General features: G+C 70.9%; 26 protein-coding genes and 1 pseudogene. 14 read left to right on the top strand and 13 right to left on the bottom strand.

The annotated features are described in order from the left end of the window. Positions 1-25: 25 nt before the first annotated feature. A pseudogene (locus ACZ7M3_RS35820) lies at positions 26-127 on the top strand (short-chain dehydrogenase); the annotation flags it as partial. A gap of 106 nt (positions 128-233) precedes the next feature. Here the strand turns inward: ACZ7M3_RS35820 and ACZ7M3_RS35815 are convergent. The 4 genes from ACZ7M3_RS35815 to ACZ7M3_RS35800 form a co-directional block, all read right to left on the bottom strand. Next, a complete protein-coding gene (locus tag ACZ7M3_RS35815) occupies positions 234-3,011 on the bottom strand; it encodes an alpha/beta hydrolase family protein (RefSeq protein WP_472068925.1) in 2,778 nt (925 codons plus the stop codon). Positions 3,012-3,440: 429 nt separating this feature from the next. Further along, a complete protein-coding gene (locus ACZ7M3_RS35810; protein ID WP_472068923.1) occupies positions 3,441-3,842 on the bottom strand; it encodes a hypothetical protein in 402 nt (133 codons plus the stop codon). 333 nt (positions 3,843-4,175) lie between these two features. Continuing rightward, positions 4,176-4,412 carry a hypothetical protein gene (locus tag ACZ7M3_RS35805; RefSeq protein WP_472068921.1) on the bottom strand — a complete coding sequence of 79 codons (237 nt, stop codon included), beginning with the start codon at positions 4,410-4,412 and terminating at the stop codon, positions 4,176-4,178. A 69-nt stretch (positions 4,413-4,481) separates the two neighbouring features. Next, positions 4,482-5,621 carry an inorganic phosphate transporter gene (locus ACZ7M3_RS35800; RefSeq protein ID WP_472068919.1) on the bottom strand — a complete coding sequence of 380 codons (1,140 nt, stop codon included), beginning with the start codon at positions 5,619-5,621 and terminating at the stop codon, positions 4,482-4,484. A gap of 771 nt (positions 5,622-6,392) precedes the next feature. On the opposite strand from ACZ7M3_RS35800, the gene ACZ7M3_RS35795 reads away from it, so the two are divergent. The 5 genes from ACZ7M3_RS35795 (at position 6,393) to ACZ7M3_RS35775 (ending at position 9,753) form a co-directional block, all read left to right on the top strand. After that, complete coding sequence (locus ACZ7M3_RS35795; protein WP_472068917.1) at positions 6,393-6,749, top strand: SidA/IucD/PvdA family monooxygenase; 357 nt, start codon at positions 6,393-6,395, stop codon at positions 6,747-6,749. Then, entirely contained in the window at positions 6,709-6,969 is a 261-nt protein-coding gene (locus tag ACZ7M3_RS35790) for a hypothetical protein (protein ID WP_472068915.1), read from the top strand. Before ACZ7M3_RS35795 ends, ACZ7M3_RS35790 begins: the two co-directional genes overlap by 41 nt. 31 nt (positions 6,970-7,000) lie before the next feature. After that, on the top strand, positions 7,001-8,086 hold the full coding sequence (locus tag ACZ7M3_RS35785) for an S-(hydroxymethyl)mycothiol dehydrogenase (RefSeq protein WP_075028203.1): 1,086 nt from the start codon (positions 7,001-7,003) through the stop codon (positions 8,084-8,086). Further along, entirely contained in the window at positions 8,086-8,715 is a 630-nt protein-coding gene (locus ACZ7M3_RS35780) for an MBL fold metallo-hydrolase (RefSeq protein WP_472068913.1), read from the top strand. The genes ACZ7M3_RS35785 and ACZ7M3_RS35780 overlap by 1 nt, the downstream gene beginning before the upstream one ends. A 123-nt stretch (positions 8,716-8,838) precedes the next feature. After that, positions 8,839-9,753 carry an SDR family oxidoreductase gene (locus tag ACZ7M3_RS35775; protein WP_472068911.1) on the top strand — a complete coding sequence of 305 codons (915 nt, stop codon included), beginning with the start codon at positions 8,839-8,841 and terminating at the stop codon, positions 9,751-9,753. Positions 9,754-9,755: 2 nt separating this feature from the next. Here ACZ7M3_RS35775 and ACZ7M3_RS35770 read toward each other — a convergent pair whose 3' ends face one another. Then, on the bottom strand, positions 9,756-10,292 hold the full coding sequence (locus tag ACZ7M3_RS35770) for a hypothetical protein (RefSeq protein ID WP_472068909.1): 537 nt from the start codon (positions 10,290-10,292) through the stop codon (positions 9,756-9,758). Positions 10,293-10,310: 18 nt separating this feature from the next. Here ACZ7M3_RS35770 and ACZ7M3_RS35765 point away from each other — a divergent pair, with 18 nt between their 5' ends. Beyond that, the gene (locus tag ACZ7M3_RS35765; RefSeq protein ID WP_095850848.1) at positions 10,311-11,087 is read left to right on the top strand and encodes an SDR family NAD(P)-dependent oxidoreductase; all 777 of its coding nucleotides are present in this window, start codon (positions 10,311-10,313) and stop codon (positions 11,085-11,087) included. Here ACZ7M3_RS35765 and ACZ7M3_RS35760 read toward each other — a convergent pair. After that, on the bottom strand, positions 11,077-12,471 hold the full coding sequence (locus ACZ7M3_RS35760; RefSeq protein ID WP_472068907.1) for a pyridoxal phosphate-dependent decarboxylase family protein: 1,395 nt from the start codon (positions 12,469-12,471) through the stop codon (positions 11,077-11,079). The genes ACZ7M3_RS35765 and ACZ7M3_RS35760 overlap by 11 nt on opposite strands. 181 nt (positions 12,472-12,652) lie before the next feature. Here ACZ7M3_RS35760 and ACZ7M3_RS35755 point away from each other — a divergent pair, with 181 nt between their 5' ends. Continuing rightward, entirely contained in the window at positions 12,653-13,348 is a 696-nt protein-coding gene (locus tag ACZ7M3_RS35755) for a L,D-transpeptidase family protein (RefSeq protein WP_095850847.1), read from the top strand. Between the two features lie 25 nt (positions 13,349-13,373). Here the strand turns inward: ACZ7M3_RS35755 and ACZ7M3_RS35750 are convergent, their stop codons facing one another. After that, a complete protein-coding gene (locus ACZ7M3_RS35750; RefSeq protein WP_472068905.1) occupies positions 13,374-14,576 on the bottom strand; it encodes a Gfo/Idh/MocA family protein in 1,203 nt (400 codons plus the stop codon). Positions 14,577-14,760: 184 nt separating this feature from the next. On the opposite strand from ACZ7M3_RS35750, the gene ACZ7M3_RS35745 reads away from it, so the two are divergent. Both ACZ7M3_RS35745 and ACZ7M3_RS35740 read left to right on the top strand, forming a co-directional pair. Continuing rightward, entirely contained in the window at positions 14,761-15,933 is a 1,173-nt protein-coding gene (locus ACZ7M3_RS35745; protein ID WP_472068903.1) for an ROK family protein, read from the top strand. Between the two features lie 103 nt (positions 15,934-16,036). Further along, positions 16,037-16,225, top strand: a complete 189-nt coding sequence (locus ACZ7M3_RS35740) for a hypothetical protein (RefSeq protein WP_060896602.1) — start codon at positions 16,037-16,039, stop codon at positions 16,223-16,225. Positions 16,226-16,315: 90 nt separating this feature from the next. On the opposite strand, the gene ACZ7M3_RS35735 is transcribed toward ACZ7M3_RS35740, so the two are convergent. Together ACZ7M3_RS35735 and ACZ7M3_RS35730 are read right to left on the bottom strand one after the other, a co-directional pair. Next, positions 16,316-17,701: a S1 family peptidase gene (locus tag ACZ7M3_RS35735; RefSeq protein ID WP_472068901.1), complete on the bottom strand. Its 1,386-nt coding sequence runs from the start codon at positions 17,699-17,701 to the stop codon at positions 16,316-16,318. 115 nt (positions 17,702-17,816) lie between these two features. Further along, positions 17,817-18,647: an SAM-dependent methyltransferase gene (locus ACZ7M3_RS35730; protein ID WP_472068899.1), complete on the bottom strand. Its 831-nt coding sequence runs from the start codon at positions 18,645-18,647 to the stop codon at positions 17,817-17,819. 138 nt (positions 18,648-18,785) lie between these two features. On the opposite strand from ACZ7M3_RS35730, the gene ACZ7M3_RS35725 reads away from it, so the two are divergent. Then, on the top strand, positions 18,786-19,547 hold the full coding sequence (locus ACZ7M3_RS35725) for a type 1 glutamine amidotransferase domain-containing protein (protein WP_472068897.1): 762 nt from the start codon (positions 18,786-18,788) through the stop codon (positions 19,545-19,547). A 15-nt stretch (positions 19,548-19,562) separates the two neighbouring features. On the opposite strand, the gene ACZ7M3_RS35720 is transcribed toward ACZ7M3_RS35725, so the two are convergent. Continuing rightward, complete coding sequence (locus ACZ7M3_RS35720; protein WP_472068895.1) at positions 19,563-20,909, bottom strand: NAD(P)/FAD-dependent oxidoreductase; 1,347 nt, start codon at positions 20,907-20,909, stop codon at positions 19,563-19,565. 230 nt (positions 20,910-21,139) lie between these two features. On the opposite strand from ACZ7M3_RS35720, the gene ACZ7M3_RS35715 reads away from it, so the two are divergent. Both ACZ7M3_RS35715 and ACZ7M3_RS35710 read left to right on the top strand, forming a co-directional pair. Beyond that, on the top strand, positions 21,140-21,778 hold the full coding sequence (locus ACZ7M3_RS35715) for an HAD family acid phosphatase (RefSeq protein ID WP_472068893.1): 639 nt from the start codon (positions 21,140-21,142) through the stop codon (positions 21,776-21,778). A 44-nt stretch (positions 21,779-21,822) separates the two neighbouring features. After that, positions 21,823-22,209 carry a PPOX class F420-dependent oxidoreductase gene (locus ACZ7M3_RS35710; protein ID WP_472068891.1) on the top strand — a complete coding sequence of 129 codons (387 nt, stop codon included), beginning with the start codon at positions 21,823-21,825 and terminating at the stop codon, positions 22,207-22,209. Positions 22,210-22,369: 160 nt separating this feature from the next. On the opposite strand, the gene sigJ is transcribed toward ACZ7M3_RS35710, so the two are convergent. Genes sigJ through ACZ7M3_RS35695 form a run of 3 tightly spaced genes read right to left on the bottom strand, consistent with a single transcriptional unit; the run spans position 22,370 to position 24,556 of the window. Continuing rightward, on the bottom strand, positions 22,370-23,254 hold the full coding sequence (sigJ, locus tag ACZ7M3_RS35705; RefSeq protein WP_472069139.1) for an RNA polymerase sigma factor SigJ: 885 nt from the start codon (positions 23,252-23,254) through the stop codon (positions 22,370-22,372). Positions 23,255-23,309: 55 nt separating this feature from the next. Then, positions 23,310-24,134: an SDR family oxidoreductase gene (locus ACZ7M3_RS35700; RefSeq protein ID WP_472068889.1), complete on the bottom strand. Its 825-nt coding sequence runs from the start codon at positions 24,132-24,134 to the stop codon at positions 23,310-23,312. Then, positions 24,131-24,556, bottom strand: coding sequence for a hypothetical protein (locus tag ACZ7M3_RS35695; protein ID WP_472068887.1), 426 nt, complete (start codon positions 24,554-24,556; stop codon positions 24,131-24,133). Before ACZ7M3_RS35695 ends, ACZ7M3_RS35700 begins: the two co-directional genes overlap by 4 nt. 277 nt (positions 24,557-24,833) lie before the next feature. Here ACZ7M3_RS35695 and ACZ7M3_RS35690 point away from each other — a divergent pair, with 277 nt between their 5' ends. Next, a complete protein-coding gene (locus ACZ7M3_RS35690) occupies positions 24,834-25,358 on the top strand; it encodes a hypothetical protein (RefSeq protein ID WP_472068885.1) in 525 nt (174 codons plus the stop codon). Positions 25,359-25,807: the final 449 nt, after the last annotated feature.

Raw genomic sequence — 25,807 nt, 5'->3', positions numbered from 1 at the left:
TGACGATGGCGGGAGGAGCGACCACATGACGATTTTGGACGAGGGACTCAGCGGCCTGCGCGTGCTGGTCACCGGCGGCAGCCGCGGCTCGGGGGAGGCGACCGCCCGGCGCTTCGCCGCGGCCGGCACGCGCTCTGCCTGACCTGGACGGGTCTTTGCCCCGCCGATCCCGCGGCGATACGTAGGGGGCATGGGCATGGACCACCCTGCCCATGCCCCCTGCGCAGGGCGGTCTACGGTGCGTCCACCACCGTGCCCGTCAGTACGGGATGGTCGGGAAGCGGTTCGGCGTTGTCGTCGGTGAGGGCTAGGCGTAGCGACTCGGCCGGCTCGGCCAGTTGGTCCGTCACCGTCGGCACGGTGAAGTCGGCGGTGGTGGTCCCGGCCGGGATGTCCGTCCCCACCCACAGGTTCGCCAGGGAGAGTGCGCGCTCCGGGTCGGGGAGCTCACCGGCGTGGTCCGTCAGCCACTGCGGGTCCACGTCCTTGGTGGACAGCTCGGCGCCCTCGGTGACCGGAAGCACCCGCATCGGCTGCAGGATGTCCACCTCGGCGGGCTCGGAGAGCGAGATCCGCCATGTCAGCGTCCCTCCCTCGGTCACCCGGTCCGTGACCGGCGTCAGGGTGACCGCGGGCACGGGGTCGTCGTTCACCGCGGTGACCCCGCCCCGGTACGAGCCGATGACGGCGCCGCGCACGGCCTTCGCGACGACGTCGTACTGCTCGTCGTAGCCGAAGCGTGTGTCGCCCTTGACCTTCACGGGCACGTCGATGGGGGCGCTGCCCGGCCGTACCGTGACCAGCTTGTCCTTGGCCTGACCGGTGTCCGGGTCGAGGACGGAGAAGCGGACCTTGCCGCTGCCGTGCCCGGAGACCTGGACCGGGATGTGGTAAGTGAGAGTGCCCGAGTCGCCCTCCTTGACGGTGAGTCGGCCGATGTCGACGCGCGGCAGCGTCGCGGCCCTGGCCGTCGGGGTACCGGGGGCCCAGCCCCAGGCGTCCATCAGCCAGGCCTGTCCGGACGGTGAACGCGGGGTCAGTTCAAGGGACTTGACGTGCCGCAGGTCGAGGCCGGCGCGGATCGCCGCGGTCAGCGGGACGCGCAGCTCGCGCGCCCAGTACGAGGAGGTGCGCTCCGTGCCGGGCAACCCGTCGACCTTGACCTGGCCGAGTGCGGCGCGGTGGCCGGAGGAGTCGGTCACGGCCACGTCCAGTGGGGTGCCGGTCGTGTTCGGCGGCACGAACACGCGAAGCGCAAGGCTCTTGGCGCCCGAGAGGGACACCGGAGCGGCGGGACGGACCATGGTCGTCGCGCCCGGCGCCGACCACTTCAGCGCGACCGCGCCGCGGCCGGCCTCCTTCTCCGTCCACCACCGCGCGAAGTGCGGCGACCTCCCCGCGGCGTCGGGGTCGAGACATGCCACGGCCGGGTCGGGGTCGAGCGCCGAGCACAGCCTGCCGCCGGTCACCTTCACCGGGGCGTCGGGCAGGAAGCCGCCCGTGCGGCGGGCGCCCACCGCGTGGGTCAGCACGCGGGCCGGATCGGCCGAGGGGGCGCGCCGACCCGAGCCGTCGAGCAACGGACGCACCCGGTCGTCGCCGGCGACGAACAGCCGCGCCGCGGCGGCGATGTAGGTGGCGCCGGTCTGGTGCTGCTGGTCGGCGGTCAGTCGGGTGCGGGCGCTCGTGGAGCACACCGGGTCGGGCCGCTGTTCCGGGTCGTCCCAGAAGTCGTCGAAGGAGGGTGCCTCGGACTTGCCCGGCGTCCACTCGGTGTTGAAGAAGTTGTGGTTCGCGCCGACCACGTAGACGGCGCTGTGCAGGGCGGTGCCCCGGCCGACCCCGCGCGTCCCGTCGACGTACACCTCGCCCTGGAGGTCGGAGACGTCACCGTCGCAGCCGGGGAGGATCGTCGTGGACGGCACGTCGGCCACCGGATTCTGGCCGAAGATCGTCGGTCCGATGAGGACGGTCCCGCGGATCTTCCAACGCACCGGGCCTCGGTGGCCGTCCTGCGCGGCGGGCGGCGGGTAGAGGCTGTCCATGGCGGCCCGGTTGACGCCCTCGCCGCCGCGCGAATGTCCGACGAGCAGCACGCGGGACAGGTCGGCCTCGGCCGCGTCGGGCACGGCCGCCGGGGCAGTGCCCGGGTGGGCGGCCCAGTCGGCCCACTTGGCGAGGTGCTGTCGCACCAGTGAGGAGCGCGCCTGCGCACCGCCGTCCTCGATGTCCCCGTCCTGGCCGTTGATGCCGTTCGCCGAGATCGACACCGTCACATAGCCCTGGGAGGCCAGCAGCTTCTGGTCCTTCAGGTAGCCCTTGTGGCTCGGGATCGACCGGGTGCCGGCCGAGCAGGGCCACTCGAGGGTCACGTCGTCCTCGGAACCGCCCGGCTTGAAGCAGGTGGGGTGGCGGCCGTGGAGGAACAGAGCGAGCGGTCGCCTGCCGGTGGCGCCGGTGGGAGCGACGACGACGGCCTGCATCTCGACCGGCTGGGCGAAGCCGGGGAGCTTCACCGGGTCGAGGTGGTACTCGCCGGTGACCGTGCGGTACCCGCCCGGCCTGCCCGGGTCCACGGAGTTCGCCGGGAGTGGGGCCGGGGGCTGCGCGGCCTTCAGGGAGTTCTTCGGTTTCTTGCCGGTGTTGTCGGCAGTCGCGTCCAACCGGCGCCCGGCCGCCAGGACTTGAAGGTCCTTGAGCGGGGTGGCTCCGTGGAGAGCGAGCCGGAACGTGTGGCCGTCCTTGGCCGCCTTCGGTATGCCGAGCAGTCGGCCGGCCGCGCGGAACTCGACACGGGCGTCGCCCACGGGTACGGCCTTGTCCGACCGCCAGACCAGCTCACGCGCGAGGCCCTTCCCGGTGACGCGCCAGCCCGGTGGCAGCGCGCTGTCCGCCTTCTGCGTCAACGGCTCTGCCTTGGCGCGATGTTGGGCCTGGGCCAGTCCCGGTGAGCCCGCCAGGGCCGCGAGAACGGCCACGGCGGTGACCGCTATTCGCCGGGTACGGTTCAAGGATCCCCTCCTCACACTTCGAGCGCGGGCGCCCCGTCGATACCGGGGGCCCCTCGCGCCTCGAAGGAAGCGAATCGGGACCTGTGGGTTGCCTGTGCCGGGGAAGTGTGCCCGCGCGGGACAAGAATCGGGTCACCGGGACTCCCCGCGCGGACACCGGAAATAGCCCCTCCATGGGCCGATCTCCCCTTCTCCGCAAGGCCGTTGTCGGCACCGGCCACGGCGCCCGCATCCTCGACACCTCCCGGCGCACCGGCGACTCCCGCACCGTCGCCCTCGCCCACCGCTTCCACCCTGGCCGCGTGCAGAACGCGTACCGCTCCTCGCCGTTCTTCGCGACGGACGGATGGAAGACACCGGGACGGTGGCCGGCGTCTCGTCCTCCCACGTCATGGTGCGGTTGCCGGGGAAACGCGCGAGGACGAAGCGTTACGACACCAGGAAATTGCCGGGATCGCCTTCCGCCAGCCACGCCAGCCACGCCAGCCACGCCAGCCACGCCAGGCCCGGCGGATCCAGGTCGGCTGCGGGAGCCGGTGCGTCGCCCCGCTGCCCGGCGCGGGAGTGGCCAGCAGTTCCCGGCCCCGCTCCGGGGTGATTCAAGGGGCCGAGGAGCGGGTCGGCGCGCAGGCCGACCGGCGTGAGGTGCTCGGGGCCGATCGGGCGCCACTCGGGCAGTGCGGCGCGCGGAATACGCCAGGCCGCGTCCCCGTCACCCCAGCGTGCCGACTCCCGTGCCTCTTCCACGGCACGCCCGAACGGGTCTTCGGCGGCGCAGCGGAAGGTGCCGCCCCCCGCCTGCCGCAGGATCTCGTCCGCCGCCTCGCGCACCTCGTCGGAGGCGGGTCGGCCGTGAGCCTCGGGAAATACACCATGCAGGTCTCCCCGAGCAGCCGGCGGAACGCGTCGACGAACTCCGCCCCACACGCTCCGAGCGGCTCGACGCGTACCGTCCCGGAGGACTCGCGTGCCACGACGCGTCGTCCAGCTGCAGCGCCCGCTCCCACATCCCGGCGAGCAACACGTCCTCGGACGCGGGCGGGAACCTCGTCAGCCGTCCATGAGGTCCCTCATGTCGGCGATCCTGCCGGCCACCACGGACAACGCCCTGGCCGTCTCGTGCAGTTCAGGTCCGCACGGATGGTGCCCCGGGTACGACGGACGTCAGCCGCCGATGATCAGGGTGAGCCCGTAGATGGCGACCGCCAGGCACGCGCCGAAGCACAGCAGCGCTGCCACGGTGGCCGTCCGGTTGGCGCCGCGGGAGCGTTCTCCGCCGTGGCCTGCGCCGTCGCCACGGGGCTGGGCGGCGACACCGAGGGAGAACAACACGACCGTGAGCAGCGTGATCCCGAGGCTCACACCGACCACACCACCGAGGGCGGCCCAGTGGATGTCCATCGCCGCGCCTCCTTTCACTGCCGGACGGGACGGGACACGGTGGGTCAGGATGGGACGTTCGGTCGGCTCTCACGCCGCAGGCTGTTCCACGCGTTCGGTCGGCCGGGCGGGCTGTTCGTTGACGTTGTCCGGAGTCACCGGCCGGTGGCGCGACAGGGCCCAGAACCCGGCCGCCGCCGCGGCCGCGACGGCGGCCACCAGGGCCACGCCCGCGGTGCCGTGGCCGGCGGTCCAGGCCGCCGCGCCGCCGACGGCCGCCGCCGCGGGCAATGTGAGCAGCCAGGACAGCGCGATGCGCCCGGCCACCCCCCACCGCACCTGGGCCAGCCTGCGGCCCAGGCCCGCGCCCAGGATGCTGCCGGTGCACACCTGCGTGGTCGACAGCGGGAATCCCATGTGGGACGAGGCGAGAATCACGGCCGTCGCACTGGTCTCGGCCGCGAAGCCCTGCGGCGCCTCGATGTCGGTGAGCCCCTTGCCCATGGTGCGGATGATGCGCCACCCGCCCGTGTACGTGCCGAGCGCGATCGCCATTCCGGAGAGGAGTACCACCCACCAGGGCGGTGCGGAGTCGTGGGCGAGCGCCCCGGTGGAGATGAGGGCCAGGGTGATGACCCCCATGGTCTTCTGCGCGTCGTTGGTGCCGTGGGCCAGCGCCACCAGCGACGCCGAACCGACCTGCCCCCGTCGGAATCCACGCCGCGCCTGGTCGGGGGCCGTCCGCCGGGTGATGACGTACGCGAAGTAGGTCGCCAGCAGGGCCACGACACAGGCGACGAGCGGCGAGACGACGGCGGGGATCAGGATCATCTCGATGATCGCTCCGAACTGCACCGCGGATCCGCCGGCGCCCACCCACACCGCGCCGATCAGCCCGCCGAACAGCGCGTGCGACGAACTCGACGGCAGCCCGGCGAGCCAGGTCAGCAGGTTCCACAGGAGAGCACCGACCAGCCCGGCGAAGATCATCACCAGGGAGACCTTGGCGTCGTCCACGATGCCGCCGGAGATGGTCTTGGCCACCTCCGTGGACAGGAACGCGCCCGCCAGATTCAGTGCTCCCGCGACGGCGACGGCCACGCGCGGTCTCAGGGCCCCGGTGGCGATCGACGTCGCCATCGAGTTGGCCGTGTCGTGGAACCCGTTGGTGAAGTCGAACGCCAGGGCCGTCAGGACGACCACGACGAGGAGGAACGAGACGGTACCCACGGGGGGACCTCCGAAGAACAGGACGACCCCCACGTCCGCCGTGCCGTCCCCCGCCCCGGACGTGTTCCACGCTAGGCGGCTCCTCCCGGGCCCGCGACCGGGGGCCCGGCTGTGGGCCCGGCTCACGTCGGCCCCGCGCCGCTCACGCGGTCGCCGACGGCCGGTCGCCGGGAGAAGCGTCGCCACCCTCCCGATCAGCGCGAGTTCGGCCGCCGCGCCGTACGTCCGTCGCCGACCCGCCCGATCTCCAGGGCATGGCCTCGACGAGGTGGGGCCGCCGGTCCTGGACGCCGTGGCCCACGGCGACCGGGTGTACCTCCACATGTGCCACTCGTCCGAGCCGCGCGCGGCGACCGGCGGCTTCGGGGTCGTCCGTGAGGGGCCGCCCGGCGTGGTGCTCGCCATCGGCGCGACCCTCGACCCGGTGCCGCGCGCCACCGGGGGGTGCCACCGCGGGGCAGGATCTCGCGGACGTCGTGCCCGTCGAGCCCTACCTGCGCGGCTCCTCCGTCCAGCACGTCGCCGAGGCGCTCGTCCCTGTCCGGGGCCGCCCGTCCTGATCGCGTGAATCGCCCTCGTCCTCGCCCTGCCCGACGGTTGATTGCCGGCCAGGCAACGAGTGCGGGTTCGGTAACTCCTCTATGTTCCGGATGAATTGATCCGTCAACCCGTGCTGGCTGAAGTGGTTCTCACAAGCAGCGCCGAGGTGCCACCACCTCTCCTCCTCTATGCCTCGCTGGAGGACTTCATGCCCGAACTCAGGAGCACAGGGTGAGCCCCCGGCTCGTGGGGGCCCACTATCCGGTGGCCGTCGTCGGTGGGGGCCAGGCGGGACTGTCGGTCAGCTACTGCCTGCGCGAGCGCGGAGGAGTCATCGAACTCACCACCACCCGGGGCGAGTTCACCGACGACCAGGTGGTCGTCGCCACCGGCCCCCACCACACGCCCGCCGTCCCCCGGGTGGCCGAGCGGCTGCCCGGCCCGATCGAGCAGATCCACTCCTCCCGCTACCGCAACCCCGACCGGCTCCCCGACGGAGCGGTCCTGGTGGTGGGCACCGGACAGTCCGGGCTTCGGACTCGCCGCGATGGAGGCGCTCGCCGCGGGCGTCCCCCTGGTCGTCCGTGATCTGCCCGTCCCGCGTGAGGTCTTCGGGTCCGCCGCCCGCTTCGCGGACACGCCGGAGGCCTTCGCCACCGCGCTCGGCCACGCCCTCACCTCGGACGATCCGGTACGCGCCGCCCTTGGCCGGAAGCTGGCCGCACGCCACACCTGGACCGAGGCGGCCGCACGCCACCTGGCGTTCTACCGGTCGGTTACCGGCGGGTCACACCGTAGGGTCGGTTGACGAACGTCGATCTACGGAAGGGTTCACCACCATGGCGCAGGAAGTACGTGGCGTGATCGCCCCGGGCAAGAACGAACCGGTGCGCGTCGAGACCATCGTCGTGCCGGATCCGGGGCCGGGAGAGGCCGTGGTGAAGATCCAGGCATGCGGGGTCTGCCACACCGACCTGCACTACAAGCAGGGCGGCATCAACGACGACTTCCCCTTCCTGCTTGGCCACGAGGCGGCCGGGATCGTGGAGTCGGTCGGCGACGGCGTCACGGACGTGGCTCCCGGCGACTTCGTCGTCCTCAACTGGCGTGCGGTGTGCGGACAGTGCCGGGCCTGTCTGCGCGGGCGACCCTGGTACTGCTTCAACACGCACAACGCCAAGCAGAAGATGACGCTCAAGGACGGCACCGAACTGTCCCCGGCCCTGGGCATCGGCGCCTTCGCGGACAAGACCCTGGTCGCCGCCGGACAGTGCACCAAGGTCGACCCCGCGGTCTCCCCGGCGGTCGCCGGTCTGCTCGGCTGCGGGGTGATGGCGGGCATCGGCGCCGCCATCAACACCGGCAACGTCGGCCGCGGGGACTCCGTCGCCGTCATCGGCTGCGGCGGCGTCGGCAACGCCGCGATCGCCGGGGCCCGGCTGGCCGGCGCCGCGAAGATCATCGCCGTCGACATCGACGACCGGAAGCTCACCACCGCCTCGAAGCTCGGCGCGACCCACACCGTCAACTCCACCTCGACCGACCCCGTCGAGGCGATCCAGGGACTCACCGGCGGCTTCGGCGCCGACGTCGTCATCGACGCGGTCGGCCGCCCGGAGACGTACCGGCAGGCCTTCTACGCCCGCGACCTCGCCGGCACGGTCGTCCTCGTCGGCGTACCCACCCCCGAGATGAAGCTCGAACTGCCGCTCCTCGACGTCTTCGGACGCGGCGGCGCCCTCAAGTCGTCCTGGTACGGCGACTGCCTGCCCTCCCGCGACTTCCCGATGCTCATCGACCTGCACCTCCAGGGGCGGCTGGACCTGGACGCGTTCGTGAGCGAGACGATCGCCCTCGACGGGATCGAGGCCGCCTTCGAGCGGATGCACCACGGTGACGTGCTGCGTTCGGTGGTGGTGCTGTGATGAGCGCCCGGATCGAGCACCTCGTCACCTCGGGCACGTTCTCGCTCGACGGCGGCACCTGGGACGTCGAGAACAACGTGTGGATCGTCGGCGACGACCACGAGGCGATCGTCATCGACGCCGCGCACGACGCCGACGCCATCGCCGCGGCGGTGGGCGACCGGCGGCTGCTGGCCATCGTGTGCACCCACGCCCACAACGACCACATCGACGCCGCGCCCGCCCTCGCCGAGCGCACCGGCGCCACGATCTGGCTCCACCCCGACGATCTGCAGCTGTGGAAGCAGACCCACCCCGACCGGCTCCCCGACGCCTGGCTGCAGGACGGGCAGGTGATCGAGGCGGCCGGCGCGGACCTGACCGTCCTGCACACGCCCGGTCACGCCCCGGGCGCGGTCTGCCTCTACGACCCGGGCCTGGGCGCCGTCTTCACCGGTGACACGCTGTTCCAGGGCGGGCCCGGAGCCACCGGGCGCTCCTTCTCCCACTTCCCGACGATCGTCGAGTCGATCCGCGAGCGCCTGCTCACCCTCCCGGCCGACACGGTCGTCCGCACCGGACACGGGGACTCGACCACGATCGGTGCCGAGTCCCCGCATCTGGAGGAGTGGATCAAGCGCGGTCACTGACCGGGCCGGGCCGGTCGCGACACACCAGCGAATCACGACAGGAGATGTCCGGCTTCCGAGGGACTCTCGTGGGGACACACGGGTGAAGGCAGCCCGTGAACGCCACGAGCACGGAGGTCGGACATGCCAGGGCCGTTGGACGGCAGGGTCGCACTGGTCGCGGGAGCGACCCGCGGAGCGGGCCGGGGAATCGCGGTGGAGCTCGGCGCGGCCGGCGCCACCGTCTACGTCACCGGACGCAGCACGCGCGAACGGCGTTCCGAGTACGACCGCCCCGAGACGATCGAGGACACGGCGGACCTGGTCACCGCGGCCGGAGGCGTCGGCATCGCGGTGCCCACCGACCATCTGGTCCCCGCCGAGGTCGAGGCCCTGGTCTCCCGCATCGCGGACGAACAGGGCGGCCTCGACGTCCTCGTCAACGACGTCTGGGGCGGCGAGAAACACTTCGAGTGGGACACCCCGCTCTGGGAGACCGACCTCGACCAGGGCCTTCGGCTGCTGCGCCGGGCCGTCGAGACGCACGCGATCACCAGCCACCACGCACTGCCCCTGCTGCTGCGCACCCCCGGCGGCCTCGTCGTCGAGATGACCGACGGCACCGCCGAGTACAACCGGGACACCTACCGGGTCTCCTTCTTCTACGACCTTGCCAAGGCGTCCGTCCTGCGCATGGCGTTCTCCCTCGGCCACGAACTCGGCCCGCGCGGCGCCACCGCCCTCGCGCTCACCCCCGGCTGGCTGCGCTCGGAGATGATGCTCGACACCTTCGACGTCAGCGAGGAGAACTGGAGGGACGCACTCGAGCGCGTCCCGCATTTCGCCATCTCCGAGACGCCCTTCTACGTCGGCCGTGCGGTGGCCGCGCTGGCCGCCGACCCGGACGTCGCGCGCTGGAACGGCCGCTCGCTCTCCAGCGGGCAGCTCGCCCACGAGTACGGCTTCACCGACCGCGACGGCAGCAGGCCCGACGCCTGGCGTTATCTCGTCGAGGTCCAGGACGATGGCAGGCCGGCGGATGTGACGGGGTACCGGTGAGCTCAGGTGGGAGGCACCGGCGACAGCGGCCAGCGCGCGGAGTGGCCCGGGGGCAGCACCAGATCCTCCCGCACGGCCGCGTAGTAGCCCTCGCGCCCGGCGCGCTGCCGCTCCAACAGGGTCTGCCATGCCTGCGGGTCACGCGTCCCCTCGCGCAGGAACTGCTCCATCTCCATCACCCTGACCACCCACGCCCGGGCCCGCTCCACCACCTCCGGACTGCCGAGGAGGATCAGCGTCTCCCCGGACGGATCCCGCGCGAGGGTGGCCTCGGCCAGCAGCGGCTCGGCCTCCTGCGGGGACAAGGGGTGCGGGTGCGGGTCGTTGCCCAGGTATGACGCCACCCGGTAGGTCAGAGTGACGCTCTTCTTGAGCGACCGCGCGTAGTCGGCGTACACAGCGAGCCGTCGTTCCTCCCATCGGGCCGTCTGCTCCCGACGGAAGCGGGCCCGATCGCCTCGCACGATCGCCAGATACGAGCCGAGGGCACCGATGACCACGCCGATCAGCGCCGGAAGTTGTTGTATGAACGCGGACATGGGCGCACGGTATCTGTCATGAGGCGCTTTGAAGGATACGGAGTTCTGATCACGGGCGCGGCCCGCGGCATCGGCGCGGCCACCGCCCGCCGGCTGGCCGAGGAGGGCGCTCGGGTGCTCGTGACGGACGTGGACCCGGCCGAGGCGGAGAAGACGGCCGCCGCGATCCGGGAACTGGGGGCGCGGGCCGAGGAGTTGGCGTGTGATGTGGGGGACCGGGCGGCGGTGGAGGCGGCCGTCGCGTACGCCGTGGACTCCTTCGGCTCGCTCGACGTCCTGGTCAACAACGCGTACGGGTGCTCTCCCGATGCTCCGCTCTTCGAGGACGAGCCGGACGAGGTGTGGGCGCGTGACCTCGACCTCACCCTGACCGGCGCGTACCGCTGCAGCCGCGCGGCCCTCCCGCACCTGGTGGCCTCGGGCCGGGGCGCCATCGTCAACATCGGTTCGGTGAACGGCATCCAGGATTTCGGCAACCATGCCTACAGCGCGGCCAAGGCGGGCCTCATGTCCCTCACCCGCACCCTGGCGGGGCACGCGGCCCCTCGTGGTGTGCGGGTCAACCTGGTCGCGCCGGGCACGGTCCGCACCCCGGCGTGGGAGGGCCGCGACGGCGATCTCGCCCAGGCGTCGGGGATCTATCCGCTCGGACGGGTCGGTGAGCCGGACGACATCGCGGCAGCCGTCGCCTTCCTCGCCTCCCGGGACGCGGCATGGATCACCGGGACCACGCTGTGCGTGGACGGCGGCCTCACCGCGGTCAACACGGGTTTCCGGAGCGCGGTCAGGCCGTGAGGGCGGCCGACCGTAGGACGGAGAACACCCTCTCGGTGTCGGCCTTGGTCGTACGCCAGTTGCTGAAGGCGGCCCGCAGTCCCTGAGTCCCCGCGTACACGGTCGGCGTCACGTAGGCCTCGCCCGAGGCCGCGACCGCCGCCGCCAGCGCGTGCACCCGCTCCCGCGTGGGCTCGTCCGCGAGGGTGAAGCAGACGACGTTGAGCCGGACGGGCGCCAGGAGCCGCAACTCCGGTACGTCCGAGATGCGTTCGCCCAGCAGCCGGGCGAGCGCGATGTTCCGCTCGACGATCTCGCGATGCCCCTCGCGTCCGTACGCCATCAGCGAGAACCACGCCGGGAGCGCCCGCAGCCGGCGCGAGTTCTCCGGGGTGAGGTGCAGGAAGTCGGGGTCGCCGGTCGGCAGGCCCAGATACGGGGACTCGTTGTGGAAGACCCGGACCTGGAGGTCCCGGCGGCGCGTGAACTGCACGGCCGCGTCGTAGGGGACGTTGAGCCACTTGTGCAGGTCGACACAGACGGAGTCGGCCGCGTCGAGCCCGTCGACGAGATGCGCGTACGACGGTGACAGCGCGGCGAAGCCGCCGAACGCCGCGTCCACGTGCAGCCAGAAGTCGTACCGCTCCTTGAGCCCGGCGATGGCCCGCAGATCGTCGAAGTCGACGGTGTTCACGGTTCCGGCGTTCGCCACGACGACCGCCGGGCGCCCGTCGAGCGCCTCGAGGGCGGCGGCGAGCCGCTCGACGTCGACGGCCTCACGGTTCCCGGGCAGCACCGGCACCGTCCGCAGCCGGTCCCGGCCGATGCCGAGCACCGACAGTGCCTTGGTGACGCTGGAGTGCGGGGAGCCGGACAGGACGTCGACCGGTCCGAGCGCGGCGGCGCCCTCCCGTGACACGGACACGCCCAGCCGCTCGCCGAGCCACTCCCGCGCGATCGCCAGACCGACCGTGTTCGAGACGGACGCGCCGGTCACGAACGCCCCGCTGTGCGCCTCGCCCAGTCCGAACAGCTCGCGCAGCCAGCCCACCGTCTCCCGCTCCAGCGCGCTCGCCGACGATCCGCCGCCGCCGGACACGTTCTGGTCGTACGCGCCGGTCAGCCAGTCCCCGGTGAGCGAGGCGGGTGTCGCGCCGCCGGTGACGAAACCGAGGTAGCGGGGCCCCGCGGAACCGGAGAATCCGGGCGCCCAGCGCTCGGCGAACCGGCTCAGCGCCCCCTGCGCGCCGTGTCCCTCGGCGGGCAGGGGCTCGGGGTCGGGCACCTTGCCGGGGTGGGCGACGGGACGCCCGTCGAGTCCGTCCACCTCCCCGGCGGCGAAGTCACGGGCGGACTGCAGGAGCTCGGGAAGCCGGGAGAGATCGTCGGCGAGTGTGCGGTGCATGGCCGCAGCGTAGATCGGGCTGCGCACCCGCGGCCCGGTCCAATCCGAGGTAACTGGACTGCGCCCAATGTCACCGTTTCGTCGCAGACCGGACAGCCGTACAACGCCTGCGACCCGACGCGGGTCTAGCAGGCGGAGAACGAGGGAAACACCCGGGAACACGCAGACAGAAGGGCCTGACATGGGGGACATACGCAGACGGGGAGCCGTCGCTCTGGGGATCACCGGACTGGTCGCGCCGCTGACGCTCGCGCTGGGCACGGCGCCCGCGCAGGCCGCGAGCTGCACGACACAGACCGGCCCGTACCAGAAGCAGGTGGAGAAGTTCCTCGGCCGACCGGTCGACGGCCGGCAGTCCACCGCCGACTGCAAGGCGATCCAGGCCTTCCAGACCAAGCACGGCATCACCCCGAACGCGGGCTACGCCGGGTCCGTCACCTGGGGCGTGATGGACCTGATGAACAAGCAGAAGGCCGTCGGCAACAAGCCCAACAAGGACGGCAAGTGTCCCGTCAACAAGGGCCGCATCGCCTGCGTCAACCTGACCCTCCAGCTCAGCTGGATCCAGGACGGCAGCAGGCTCGTCTACGGTCCGGTGCCGGTCCGCACGGGACGCAACGGGTACGAGACGCGCACCGGTCTGAAGAAGATCTACTGGCGGGACATCGACCACGTCTCGACCATCTACAACGTGCCCATGCCCTACAGCCAGTTCTTCGACGGCGGCCAGGCCTTCCACTCGGTCGGCCTGAGCATGTGGAACCCGCCCGGCTCGCACGGCTGCGTCAACATGACCACGACCACCGCCAAGAAGTACTGGTCGCTGCTGAAGAACGGCGACGACGTCTTTGTCTACGGCCGTAAGCCGGGCACCTGACGGCACCCGGCCCCGCCCGGGGACCTCATGCCCCGGGCGCGTCCCCGAAGTCCGGGATCTCCAGCCTGACCCCGCCCTGCCGCGCGGACTCGTGCGCGACGATGCCCGGCAGGGTGTAGCGGGCCGCGACCCACGCGTTCACCGATGGGAGCGTCCGGGTGTTGACCGCGGTCACGAAGTCGTCCGCCAGGAAGTGGTGGCTGCCCTCGTGCCCGTTGTGCAGGTGGTCGAACTCCCGGGGTAGCCGCGCCCGGTCGTGCACGGGCGCCGACCCGGACGTGAACGCGGCCCGCAGCGCCGGCGCGATGTGCTGGAGCGAGGGATCGTCCGGCGCCATCGTCGGCTTGGGCTCGAGCAGTTCCGTGATGTCCTGCACCCCCTTCTTGTCCTGCCAGAAGCTCACCGTGGCGAGCTGCTCCATGCTGGCGTCGGTCCCGAAGAACCGGAAACGCGACTCCCGGATGTGCGAGGGATAGCCGACCCGCCGGAACTCGTTCGTACGGAACGAGCCGCCGCCCGCCACCTCGAACAGCGCCGTCGCGTTGGAGAAGTCGTTGCCGAACTGGCTGACCTCCTTGTCGAACACCCCGTCCCCGCGCTCGTCGCGCACCCCGATGGCCGACACGCTGACCGCGTGCGTCCGCCAGGCGCCGAGCACCCCGCCCACCGAGTGCGTCGGGTAGAGGAGCGGGGGATAGCTGGCGGTCGCCTTCCAGTTCTCGCCGCCGCTGTACTGGTACGCCTCGTAGAACCCGAGATCCATGTCGTGGACGTAGTCGCCCTCGGCGTAGAACAGCCGCCCGAAGGCGCCCTCGGCGATCTGGTTGCGGGCGTGGACCGTCGCCGGGTTGTACTGGCTGGTCTCGCCCATCATGTACGTCAGTCCGGTCGCCCGTACCGCGTCGATGATCGCGGCGATCTCGTCTTGGGTGATGGCCATCGGCACCGCGGAGTAGACATGCTTGCCCGCCCGGAGTCCCTGGAGCACCAGCGGCCCGTGGGTCCAGCGCTGGGTGAAGATCGCGACGGCGTCCACCGCCTTCGACTCCAGCATCGCCTCGTACGAGGGGAAGGTGCCCGACAGCCCTTCGGCGGCCGCCAGTTCCTCCGCCCGCTCGGGGAGCAGATCGGTGACGTGGACATCGGCGACGCCGGGGTGGGCGAGGAACAGCTTCGCGAACTGGCCGGAGAACTGGCCGGCGCCGACGATGCCGAGAGAGAACGTCATCTGAGCAACATCCTTCACTGGTGGAGACTTCACGGGTCGGGCTCGTCCTGGACTCATTTACTTTTGATGCGGAACAATCAAGGCGTCAAGAGTCCTGTGCGCAACTTTTCCGGCGAACTGCCGCGCCATAGAGTGATGTCGTTAATTCCGATGCGAAAGAAAATCTTGTGGGAGTCCGATCCTCATGACCACACGTGCCGCCGTCGGCTGGCTGCCGCTGAGTCCGGGTGAGCGTGCGGTGGCGATCGAGGTGCTCGTGCACGGGCCGCTGTCGCGCAGCGAGCTCGCGCGCCGTCTGAACCTGTCGGCGGGCAGCCTCACCCGACTGACCAAACCGCTGATCGAGACCGGCCTGCTGATCGAGGCCGCCGAGTCGGGGGAGGGGGAGAGCGCGGAAGTACGGCAGGGGCGTCCCTCACAGCCCCTGGACATCGTCGCCGACTCCCGCTCCTTCATCGGGTTCAAAATCACCGAGGACATGGTCTACGGCGTCGTCACCACCCTGCGCAGCGACATCGTGGCGCGTCACGACCGCCCGCTCACCACCCACACCCCGGCCGAAGTCGCCGACCTGCTGGCGGAGATGACCGAGGAACTCACCCCATCCCTTCCCACGCCGGCCGGAATCGGCATCGGAGTCGGCGGCCGTGTCGAGAAACGATCGGTCGTCGCCGAGTCGGCCTTCCTCGGCTGGACGGACGTCCCGCTGGCCGAACTCGTCGCATCGCGCACCGGGTTGCCGGTGGTCGTCGAGAACGACGTCGCCGCCCTCGTGGAGGCCGAGACCTGGTTCGGCGCCGGCCGTGGACTCGACCGCTTCGTGGTCCTCACCATCGGCGCCGGGATCGGCTACGGCCTCGTCCTCGGCGGCAGCCGGGTCGCCTCCGTCGAGGACGGGCGGGGCGTGGGCCGCCGCTGGATCGTGAACCCGTACGGCCCCCTCACCCCCGAAGGGGAACGCGGCAGCGCCATCTCCCTGCTGACCATCCCCAGCATCCGCTACCAGGTCAGGGCCGCCACCGGCGAGGACCTGACCTACGAGGAGATCCTCGCTCGTGCCGCGGCGGGTGACCCGCTGCCGGCCCGCGTCCTCGACGAGGCGGCCCGCGCGCTCGGCACCCTCGTCGCACAGATCGCCAACTTCGCCATGCCGCAGAAGATCCTGCTCGCCGGAGAGGGCGTCGGACTCGTCGACGTGGCGGGCCCGGTCGTCGAGGAGACGATCCTCACATACCGCCACCCGCAGGCCGATCCGGTCGATCTGCAGACGAAGGTCTCCGACTTCCACGACTGGGCGCGCGGGGCCGCGGTGCTGGCCATTCAGGTGCTGGTGCTGGGGACGGGGGAGAGACGGTGAGCAGGTGCGGAAGGTGATCCCACGTCGGACGAGTGATCAGGTTCACGGTCCGTAATGTCGTAAGGCGTACCTTTACTCACAGCGCCTTCACGCCAAGGCCCGTATGCTTCACACCATGTCCACCACTCCTGAAACCGACTCCGTGCGGTCCGCCGCCGATGTCAACGAGGAGATCCGGGCCCTGTGGTTCCGGGCCGGTGGGACGCTGAGCATGGAGGAGCGGCGGGAGTATCAGCGGCTCGTCCTGGAGTGGGCGGAAGCCGCCCCCCAGTCGCCCACACAGGCGGCGTGAGCCCGCTCGGCCGCCCCGCGGCTCCGTGACGAACGGGGCGTGACTCCTGGTCGCGAGTCTCCGCCCCGTCCCCTCGTCCGCCGTCCGGCCTCAGCCCCAACTCTGCGAGTACTGCCGCCGGTAGCGGTTGCGATCCTGTTCCGTGCGGATGTACCGCGTGGCGACCAGCGCGATGATGCTGCCGGCGATGACCAGCAGCCCCGGACCGATGTTCTGCGGGTCCGTGAGGCGGGCAAGGAGCGGCTCGGAGGCGCCCGACCCGACCGCCTGGACCGAGCCGGGCGCGGCGGATCCGGGTACGACGGCCGCGCCCTGCGAGGACGCGGGGGCGGGGGAGGACTGGGCGGTTGCTCCTCCCGCCGCGCCCTGGGCGGCCGCACCCGGTCCGGTCAGTTTCACCCCGAGCGCCGTGAGTGCCTTGGTGATCGGCTGGAAGAACGTCGTACCGCCCGCGGTGCAGTCTCCGTTGCCCCCCGAGGTCACGCCGAGCGCGATGCCCTCCGAGAACAACGGACCGCCGCTGTCGCCCGGTTCGGCGCACACGTTGGTCTCGACCAGACCGGTCACGGTGCCCTCGGGGTAGTTGACCGTCGCGTTGAGCGCCTTCACCTCACCGTCGTGGAGACCACTGGTGCTGCCGCTGCGGAAGACCCGCTGGCCGACCGTCGGATCGGCGGTGCCGATGATCTGGACGCCCTTGCCGCCCCCGATCGACACGACGTTGTTCCCGGTGTCGTTCTGGCCGTTGTTGTACTGGATGAGGGAGAAGTCGCTGCCGGGGAACGCCGTGGTGACCGTCTGCCCCAGCTGCTTGGCGCCCTGATTGTCGCCGAACCAGACGGACCCGGCCGGCCCGCAGTGCCCGGCCGTCAGGATGAACTCGTTGCGCCCATTGGTCACGTTGTAACCCGCCGAACAGCGCCCGCCGGTCGAGAACATCGGCAGGGCGGCGTTGAGCCGTGTGGTGAACGTGCCCTCGGTCCGCTCCATGCGGACCGAACTGCCCATGCTCGCGGCGAGCTTCTTCATCCGGGACCAGTCGGAGGCGGACACGGTGCGGTCGGCCTGCACCACCACCTCGTTGTGGACGTAGTCCATGGCCCAGGCGGTGCCCGCGACGCGTGGCGCCGCCTTCAGCGCCTTCGTCACGGAACTGAGGTCCTCCATGCTGTGGCTCACGACCTTGGGTCGGGCGCCCGCCTCCTTCACCTCGGCCGCCGCGGCCGAGTCGGTCACCGCGACGACAGGGTGCCCGTCGGCAGCGATCCAACTGCCCGCCGTACGCGAGGTGCCGAGGGTCGACACCAGCCCCGCGCCCTTGCCCGCGGCGGCCAGGGTGGCGCTCTGGGGAGCACGTGACGCGGCGGACGGCTCGCTCGCCATGGCGTGCGTCACCATCAACCCTCCGCAGAGGACCCCGCCGACGGCCGCGAGTCGCGCCCCCCGTCGGACGATCCGTCGTCGTGCGTGCCTCATGCATGGGCTCCCGAAGCCGTACGGTGCGGCGTCGACGCCGCCGGGGCTGCGGTCTTGAGCCCTCCTTCCATACGTGCGCCCGTGCCCTCGCGTTCACCCCCGGCCGTTCTGCGGTTCAGGGTTTGCGGCCCACCCCGCCGAACATGGCCACTTCCGCCGATTCGTCCCCGTCCGTCGGCTGCGGACGCCAGCGCGAACAGGAGACGACACCGGGCTCCAGGAGAGCGAGACCGTCGAAGAACCGGGCGACCGCCTCGGGAGTGCGCTGGGTGATGCAGGGCGTGCCGTGCTGGTTCCAGTAGGAGACGGCGGCGTCCACGTCAGGCATCGCCGGGCTGGTGATCGTGTGCGAGAGGACCAGATGGCTCCCCGAGGGCAGCTCCTCCAGCAGCCGGCGCACGATGTCGTACGCCTCCGCGTCGTCGCCGATGAAGATGACGACCCCGAGCAGCATCAGCCCGACCGGCTCGCTCAAGTCCAGGGTCCTCGCGGCGCGTTCGAGGATGGCGTCCACATTGCGGAGGTCCTCGTCGAGATGGTCGGTGCGGCCCTCGGGGGTGCTGGTGAGCAGGGCGCGGGCGTGCGTCAGGACCAGCGGGTCGTTGTCGACGTAGACGATCCGGGCGTCCGGCGCGAGCCGCTGCGCCACCTCGTGCGTGTTGTCCGCGGTCGGCAGGCCGGTGCCTATGTCGAGGAACTGGCGTATTCCGCACGCGGTGACCAGATGGCGTACGGCGCGTCCCAGGAACAGCCGGTCCGCCCGCGCGTAGTCGCCGATGCCCGGGTGCAGTTGGCGGATCCGCTCCCCGGCCGCCCGGTCGACCTCGTAGTAGTCGCCGCCGCCGAGCCAGTAGTTCCAGATCCGGGCCGTGTGCGGGCGGGTCGTGATGATCCGGCTGAGCACTCCCTCGGCGGGGAGCTGCGAGGCGGCCGGGTTCTCGGGCACGGAATCAGCTCCTGGGCTTTTCTCTGCGATGACGTGTCGACCGGCAATGTAGGCGTCAACAAGCCAACGGGAAAGGGAAGTTGTCACTCTCCTGTCAGCCGTACCGATGGCCACCCCGGGGCCTGCCATGATGGGCGCATGCGCGTGCTGATGCCGGTCCCCGACCGCGACTTCGACGTCACCGAAGTGGCCGTTCCCTGGCGGATCCTCACCGATGCGGGGCACGAGGTGGTGCTCGCCACCGAGCACGCGGGCACCCGGCCGGCGGCGGACCCACGGCTGCTGAGGGGGGTGCTCTTCGGACAACTGGGCGCCGCCGAGGAACCCCGGCGGTTCTACGAGCAGTTCACGAGGTCACCGGAGTTCACCTCCACCGTCTCCTGGGCCGAGGTCGACATCGAGCAGTACGACGGCCTGTTGCTGCCCGGCGGACACGCACCCGGCATGCGGCAGTACCTCGGCTCGACGGCGCTTCACCAGCAGATCGCCCGCTTCTGGGTCCTCGGACGGCCCGTCGGCGCGATCTGCCACGGCGTCCTGGTGCTCGCCCGCGCCCGTGACCTCACCACCGGCCGGAGCGTCCTGGCCGACCGGCGCACGACCTGCCTGCCCACATACATGGAACGCACGGCCTACTTCACCACCGCCTGGCGCCTCGGCCGCTACTACCGCACCTATCCCGCGTACGTCGAGGACGAGGTCAGGGCGGCCCTCGCCGACCCGGGAACGCAGTTCGTACGCGGCCCCCGCACCCTGACCCGGCGCGGCACCGCCACCGACGACACGGACGCGTTCGTCGTCGAGGACGGCCGCTATCTCTCGGCTCGCTGGCCGGGTGACGCCTACCTCTTCGCCCGCCGCTACCTCGCCCTCCTGAACGGCTCCGCGTCCGCGGCATGATCCGCCGGACGGGCCCTAGCGGCTCAGGCGGGCGGCGACCTCCTCCGGCGTCAGGTACTTGTCGGTGTGCTCGAATTCCCGCAGGGTCCCCTTCCGGTCGGCGAGGAAGCCGGTGCGCACGAAGTCGTCGCCCGCGACCGCGTTGAGGAACCAGTTGGCGGCCGTACGGAACCGTGCCGTGCCCGTGCGCAGCGCGTACAGGTGGTATCCACGGGCCACGACCTGTGCGGGCACGCCCTTGAGACCGATACCGAGCGGCTTGGACACCGCGTGGTGGCCGCCGAGGTCGACGACCAGGCCGAGGTCCTTGTGCTTGTACGGCGTCGTGGGCTGTCCCTGCAGCAGCGCCGCCAGGTTCTTCGCCGCGTGCCGGCCCTGCCGGGCGGCGTGCTGGGCGGTCGGCGGACAGTAGGAACCGTCGGCCCTGGCCAGGTCGGGCACGGCGGCCGCGTCGCCCAGCGCGAACACCCCGTCCAGGCCCGGCACCTTGAAGTCCGGCTCGGTGAGGACCCGGCCGCGTACGGTCTCCGCGCCCAGTGAGTCGACCAGCGGACTCGCCGCGACACCGGCCGTCCACACCAGTGTCCGTGACGGCAGTACCCGGCCGTCCGTGAGGGTGATCTTGCCTTCCGTGACCGAGGCGACGGTCGTCTCGAGGGAGATCTCCAGGCCGCGCTCGCTCAGCAGGCGCAGCGCACTCGCCCCGAGCTTGTCACCGAGCTCCGGGAGCAGCTTGGGGGCGACGTCCACCAGGTGCCACTTGATGAGCCCGGGATCCAGGCGCGGGTGGTAGCGCTTCGACGCGGCGGTGGTCAGGCGCTGCAGACAGGCCGCGGTCTCGGCACCCGCGTATCCGCCGCCGACCACGACGAACTGCAGTCGTGCCGCCCGCTCGTCCTCGTCCGACGTGGCCGCGGCCAGGTCGAGTTGGGCGATCACATGGTCACGTAGATACACCGCCTGGGCGAGCGTCTTCATCCCGCGTGCCTCGTCGAGGAGACCGGGGATGTCGAAGGTGCGGGTCACGCTGCCCGGCGTGAGCAGCAAGTAGTCGTACGACAGATCGACGAACTCCCCCGTGATCTTGCGTACGACGCACCTCTTGGACGCGGGATCCACGCCGATCACCCCGCCCGGCAGGAACGTCGTGCGGCGCAGGATCCGGCGCAGCGAGGGGGCCACGGACTGCGGGGTGACGACACCGGCGGCGACGTGCGGCAGCAGCGGCAGATAGAGCTGGTAGTCGGTGGGGCTGACCAGGGTGATCCGGGCGTCACCCGGCTGAAGGGCGTGCTCGAGTCCGCGTGCGCACTCGACGCCGGCGAACCCGCCGCCGACGATCACGATGTTCGGTGCGTCCATCCCAGCTACCTCTCTCCGTGTGCCAGACATCGCGGCCCACCACCCCCGAACCCAGGCTCACACGGGATGACACCGAGTGCCACCCCGCGTCGGAGGGGAGGACGGCGGCCACGAGTTCTTCTACCGATCAGTAACTTCGTCTTCCCTTCTTGTACATCCTTAGGCACGATCATCTGTCCAGCGGCGATGGTCGAGGCACCTCGCCGCTCCGACATGAAAAGGGGACGAGCATGACAGGACGCGGTGTGGGGCGCCGGATCGGCGCGGTCTCGGCGGTCGTGGCGCTGGGCATCGGGGGGACGGTCACCGCTGCGGGGACCGCCGCCGCGGCTCCGGCCCAGACGGTGGTGAGCGCGACGGCGACGACGGCCGCGGTCGACTACGCCACCTGGCAGAGCGACGTCAAGGCGGTCATCGACCAGGCACGGCCCTACGTCGAGCAGCGCACCGCGAACGCCGCCGGGCAGAAGCTGGCCCTCGTCTTCGACATCGACAACACCACGCTGGAAACGGACTTCCACCCGTGGTACGAACTGCCGACCCCGGCGGTCAAGCCCTCGCTCGACCTCGCCCGCTACGCGCGCTCCCGCGGCGTCGACATCTTCTTCATCAGCGCACGTCCGGGCATCATCTCCTCCTTGACGCAGTGGAACCTGACGAGCGTCGGCTACCCGGTCTCCGGCCTCTACACGCGCGACCTGCCCGATCTGTTCGAAGAGGTCAGCGCCTACAAGACCGGCAAGCGCGCGGAGATCGAGTCGCGGGGCTACACGATCATCGCCAACGTCGGCAACAACGACTCCGACCTCGTCGGCGGCCACGCCGAGCGCACGTTCAAGCTGCCGGACTACAACGGCCAGCTGTCCTGAACGGGCGGCGTGGACTCCCGGCCGTGACTGCTTAGACTCCCGGCATGGACGAGACGAAACTGGACGCGCTCGCTTCAAGCAAGTTCCTGCTGATCACGAGCTACCGCAAGAACGGTACGGGGGTGGCGACGCCCGTGTGGGTGGTCCGGGACGGTGCGGCGCTCGGCGCCTGGACCAGCGCGGACTCCTGGAAGGTGAAGCGGATCCGCAACCGGGCCGACGTCCTGGTGGGTCCGTGCGACGTGCGCGGCAATCCGACCGGCGAGCAGGTCCCCGCCACGGCGGAGGTCCTCGACCCGGCCGCCACCGCGCGCTACCGCCGGCTGATCGCCGGCAAGTACGGCATCCTCGGCCGTCTCACCCTCTTCGGCAGCCGTCTGCGGCGGGGCACGGACGGCACGGTCGGGATTCGCATCTCCCTGACCACGTGAGGAGGGGGTGAGGGCCCGGCCACCGCCGGGCCCTCACCCCCTTGTGTCCGTGTCCCTGTCCCTGTCACCCGTAGAACGGTCCCGGAGTGCTCCGGGACAACTCACCTGTACGGGCAGGGAGTTCATGGAGAACTGCGGCCCCTCGTCCGAGGGCCGCTCCTCAGGGGGTTTCATAGCCGGTCCAGGCATGGAGCTTGTCGGGGTTGACGACCATCCACACGTCGGTGACCAGACCCTCGTGGATGTCCAGGGCGACGACGGCGATCGTGGTACCGGCGATGCGGACGCTGACGCCGGGGGTGCCGTTGACGTCCTCCTCGACGAGTTCGACCCCGGGTTCGTTGCGCATGAGGCCGAGGAAGAGGCGGGCGACCTTGTCCCGGCCGACGACCGGTCGCAAGGCGGCGCGGACCTTGCCGCCTCCGTCGCTGCGCGACTCGACGGCGGGGTCGAGGAGCGCGACGAGGGTGTCGAGGTCGCCGGTCTGACAGGCGTGGCGGAACGCGGTGACGATCCGCCGGTGCTCTTGTGCGGTGCTGCCGCCGGTACGTCGGTCGACGATGCGTCGACGGGCGGAGGAGGCGAGCTGGCGGCAGGCGGCGGGGGTGCGGCCCACGGTGTCGGCGATCTCGGTGAACGGCATGCCGAAGACGTCGTGGAGGACGAAGGCCACGCGCTCCGCGGGAGTGAACGAGTCCAGGACCACCAGCATGCCCATGCTGACCGACTCGTCGAGGGTGATCCGGTCGGCCGGATCGGCCCCGCCCTCATCGGCTGTACTGGTCCACGTGGCACTGTGCCGGACGGGCTCGGGCAGCCACTCACCGGTGTAGTGCTCGCGGCGGACGCGGGCCGAGGTGAGGTGGTCGAGGCAGATCCGGGAGGCGACCCGCGTCAGCCAGGCCAACGGCGCGCCGATCGCCCGCTGTTCCTCCTCGGGCAGGCCGTACCAGCGGGCGTAGGTCTCCTGGACCACGTCCTCGGCGTCCTGCAGGGATCCGAGCATGCGGTAGCCGAGGTTGAGCAGACGGCGGCGTTCGGTCATGAGCGTGCCGAGGGTGGGGTCCTCGGCGGGTCCCGGGGGTGTGGACACGGGGCCGTCATCCTCCCTGATGGGCGTGGTGAGCCGTGTGGTGGGTGAGCCATTCGTCGAAGGTCTGGCTGCCGCGGGGGCCGGGCCCGGTCGGGAGCAGGCCGTCGCCGGTCATGGCCGTGCCGGTGGCACCGGGCATTTTCACGGGCAGCAGCAGCCGGCGCTGGTGACGGGCCCGCAGCAGCCGGCCTGTCATGTCGACGACCTGTTCGACACGGGGTCCGGCGAGTTCGGGGGCCATGCCCTGCGCCGGGGCGGAGACGAGTCGTACGAGGTGATGAGCGACCTCACGGGCGGCGACGGGCTGGCTCCGCATCCGGGGTACCACCGCGAGTGGTCCCGGGACGCGGTCGAGGGTCTGCTGGGCGAACTCGTGGAACTGGGCGGCGCGCAGCACCGTCCACGGCGTCCGCCCGCTCTTGAGTACGTCTTCCTGGCGCAGTTTTCCCTGGTAGTAGCCGAGGCCGACCCGGTCGATCCCGACGATCGACAGCAGGACGTGGTGGCGAACGCCGGACTGTTCACCGGCGTCCCGGAGGGTGTGGGCGACGCGCTCGAAGAACGCGACGGCTTTCTTGGCGCTCGTGGTCGTCACGTTGGTGACGTCGACGACCGCGTCCACGCCGGCCAGGGCCGCGTCGAGTCCGGTGCCCGTCACGAGGTCCACACCCGTGGAGCGGGCCAGTACCACAGGGTGGTGCCCGGCCGCCGTGAGCTCCTCGACCACGTGCCGTCCCACCAGTCCGGTTCCGCCTGCCACGGCCACCCGCATACCAGGCTCCTCCTTCGCGCTCACGCCGACGGTGTCGCCGTTGTCGCCGTTGTGGGTCATCGTGTGCGGTCCTGTCGTGCGGGGAGGGCGGGGAGCAGCAGCAGGGCCGCGAGCAGGATGAGTGCGGCGAGGAAGACCACGTTGAGGATCTGGTCGCGTGTGTTGTACATGTCGAGGTGCTGGACGTGGTAGCTGAAGTGCAGCACGTTGAAGAGCAGCCACACGGCACCCGTGGTCTGGATCAGCCGGGTGTTGTGTACGGAGCGCAGGGCGATGACGGTCAGGACGGCCAGGGCCAGGAACATGGCTCCGGCGTCCTTGGTGAGGTGTTCGTTGTAGGGGCCCAGCTGGGGCAGCCAACTCAGTCCGAGGCCGGGGAAGTTCGCGTACCAGCTCGTCGGGGAGCAATAGGCCCAGATGCCTGTGTACAGCCCGGTCAGGGCCAGGAGGCCGAGACTGGCGTACCTGATTTTCGAGTTCATACCTCTATGACGAGACAGCCCCCTCGAATGTGAGGCGGGTTGCCCCGACCGTGTGAGGCGGGCCGGCGGCGACCGCCCAGGCCATGGCCCGGCCGTACCGCGTTGAACAACCAAGCCGAGGCCATGACTTCATTCGGTGCTGTCAGGTCATGGACAAACCTTCAATCAAGCGTCTCCCGGTCCGGTCAAAGGGTCTACCCGCATAGACGCTCTTGGTGCTGTCATGCGCACGACCGCCCGGAACTCCTGCCGGGCACCACATCGGGAGACCCCCACGATGTCCCGCATATCCCGCCCCCTCGTCACCTCCCTGTCCGCCCTCGCGCTCGCCGCCGCCGGGATGATCGTCGCCACCGGCAGCGCCCACGCCGCGACGTGCAGCCAGGCGTACCTTCCCCTGCCGGACCCCAGCTGCCAGCCCGGCGCCCTCAACCCGGACGTCACCCAGTCCACCATCGACTCCACGATCTGTGTCTCCGGCTGGACCGCGACCGTACGGCCCTCCAGCTCGTACACCACCGCCCTCAAGAAGAAGCAGATCGTCGCGTACGGCTACACCGACACCAGCACCTCGGACTACGAGGAAGACCACTTCGTGCCCCTGGAACTCGGAGGCGCCCCGAAGAGCGAGCTCAACCTCTGGCCCGAGCCGCAGTACGGCGCCAAGACCGCGGCCAACAAGGACACCGTCGAGAACAAGCTCAAGAAGGCCGTCTGCGCGGGTACGGTCTCGCTCTCCGACGCCCAGGACGCCATCATCAACGACTGGACCACCGCCCTCTCCGACCTCGGCCTCAGCTGACGCGCCACCCGTCGCGACGCGGCCGAACTGCCTCGCCGGGCCCGATCCCTCCGCGGATCGGGCCCGGCGTCCTTGTGTCCACCGACCGGGCGGGGTGCGGAAGTCGATCGGATGTGTTCTGCGCGAAGCGTTGACTAGAAAGCGCTTACCCCTTACGTTTCCCGTTCAGCAGCCTGACCCGCGCCCGGCATCTCATGGGCGAGACATCAGATCTCCGAGCCGCATCACCTGGGAATGTGCGCACTCCCTGGAGCTGACGATTCTCGTGCAGGTGTCATGAGTGCCTCGCGCTGTTCGCCATGGCGTGCATCGTTCATGTACGTGATCTACGGCACTCCCGAAGGGACGCACCCGCATGCGTACTCGCCCCCCACCGGCACGCACCCGCAGACTGGCCCCGGCCATGGCCACCGCCGTCACGGTCTCGACCCTCGACGCGTTCGAGGTGG

Source organism: Streptomyces sp. NPDC111656, from assembly GCF_055656965.1.
The sequence above is the reverse complement of the archived record's forward strand: the minus strand, read 5'-3'. Positions and strand labels throughout refer to the sequence as shown.

What these genes read in the sequence shown, in the direction of transcription:
- ACZ7M3_RS35805 (WP_472068921.1), bottom strand. Translation starts at nt 4,412, where the DNA reads ATGGACATCCACTGGGCCGCCCTCGGTGGTGTGGTCGGTGTGAGCCTC.
- ACZ7M3_RS35790 (WP_472068915.1), top strand. Translation starts at nt 6,709, where the DNA reads ATGGAGGCGCTCGCCGCGGGCGTCCCCCTGGTCGTCCGTGATCTGCCC.
- ACZ7M3_RS35785 (WP_075028203.1), top strand. Translation starts at nt 7,001, where the DNA reads ATGGCGCAGGAAGTACGTGGCGTGATCGCCCCGGGCAAGAACGAACCG.
- ACZ7M3_RS35780 (WP_472068913.1), top strand. Translation starts at nt 8,086, where the DNA reads ATGAGCGCCCGGATCGAGCACCTCGTCACCTCGGGCACGTTCTCGCTC.
- ACZ7M3_RS35775 (WP_472068911.1), top strand. Translation starts at nt 8,839, where the DNA reads ATGCCAGGGCCGTTGGACGGCAGGGTCGCACTGGTCGCGGGAGCGACC.
- ACZ7M3_RS35770 (WP_472068909.1), bottom strand. Translation starts at nt 10,292, where the DNA reads ATGTCCGCGTTCATACAACAACTTCCGGCGCTGATCGGCGTGGTCATC.
- ACZ7M3_RS35765 (WP_095850848.1), top strand. Translation starts at nt 10,311, where the DNA reads ATGAGGCGCTTTGAAGGATACGGAGTTCTGATCACGGGCGCGGCCCGC.
- ACZ7M3_RS35760 (WP_472068907.1), bottom strand. Translation starts at nt 12,471, where the DNA reads ATGCACCGCACACTCGCCGACGATCTCTCCCGGCTTCCCGAGCTCCTG.
- ACZ7M3_RS35755 (WP_095850847.1), top strand. Translation starts at nt 12,653, where the DNA reads ATGGGGGACATACGCAGACGGGGAGCCGTCGCTCTGGGGATCACCGGA.
- ACZ7M3_RS35750 (WP_472068905.1), bottom strand. Translation starts at nt 14,576, where the DNA reads ATGACGTTCTCTCTCGGCATCGTCGGCGCCGGCCAGTTCTCCGGCCAG.
- ACZ7M3_RS35745 (WP_472068903.1), top strand. Translation starts at nt 14,761, where the DNA reads ATGACCACACGTGCCGCCGTCGGCTGGCTGCCGCTGAGTCCGGGTGAG.
- ACZ7M3_RS35740 (WP_060896602.1), top strand. Translation starts at nt 16,037, where the DNA reads ATGCTTCACACCATGTCCACCACTCCTGAAACCGACTCCGTGCGGTCC.
- ACZ7M3_RS35735 (WP_472068901.1), bottom strand. Translation starts at nt 17,701, where the DNA reads ATGAGGCACGCACGACGACGGATCGTCCGACGGGGGGCGCGACTCGCG.
- ACZ7M3_RS35725 (WP_472068897.1), top strand. Translation starts at nt 18,786, where the DNA reads ATGCGCGTGCTGATGCCGGTCCCCGACCGCGACTTCGACGTCACCGAA.
- ACZ7M3_RS35720 (WP_472068895.1), bottom strand. Translation starts at nt 20,909, where the DNA reads ATGGACGCACCGAACATCGTGATCGTCGGCGGCGGGTTCGCCGGCGTC.
- ACZ7M3_RS35715 (WP_472068893.1), top strand. Translation starts at nt 21,140, where the DNA reads ATGACAGGACGCGGTGTGGGGCGCCGGATCGGCGCGGTCTCGGCGGTC.
- ACZ7M3_RS35710 (WP_472068891.1), top strand. Translation starts at nt 21,823, where the DNA reads ATGGACGAGACGAAACTGGACGCGCTCGCTTCAAGCAAGTTCCTGCTG.
- sigJ (WP_472069139.1), bottom strand. Translation starts at nt 23,254, where the DNA reads ATGACCGAACGCCGCCGTCTGCTCAACCTCGGCTACCGCATGCTCGGA.
- ACZ7M3_RS35700 (WP_472068889.1), bottom strand. Translation starts at nt 24,134, where the DNA reads ATGACCCACAACGGCGACAACGGCGACACCGTCGGCGTGAGCGCGAAG.
- ACZ7M3_RS35695 (WP_472068887.1), bottom strand. Translation starts at nt 24,556, where the DNA reads ATGAACTCGAAAATCAGGTACGCCAGTCTCGGCCTCCTGGCCCTGACC.
- ACZ7M3_RS35690 (WP_472068885.1), top strand. Translation starts at nt 24,834, where the DNA reads ATGTCCCGCATATCCCGCCCCCTCGTCACCTCCCTGTCCGCCCTCGCG.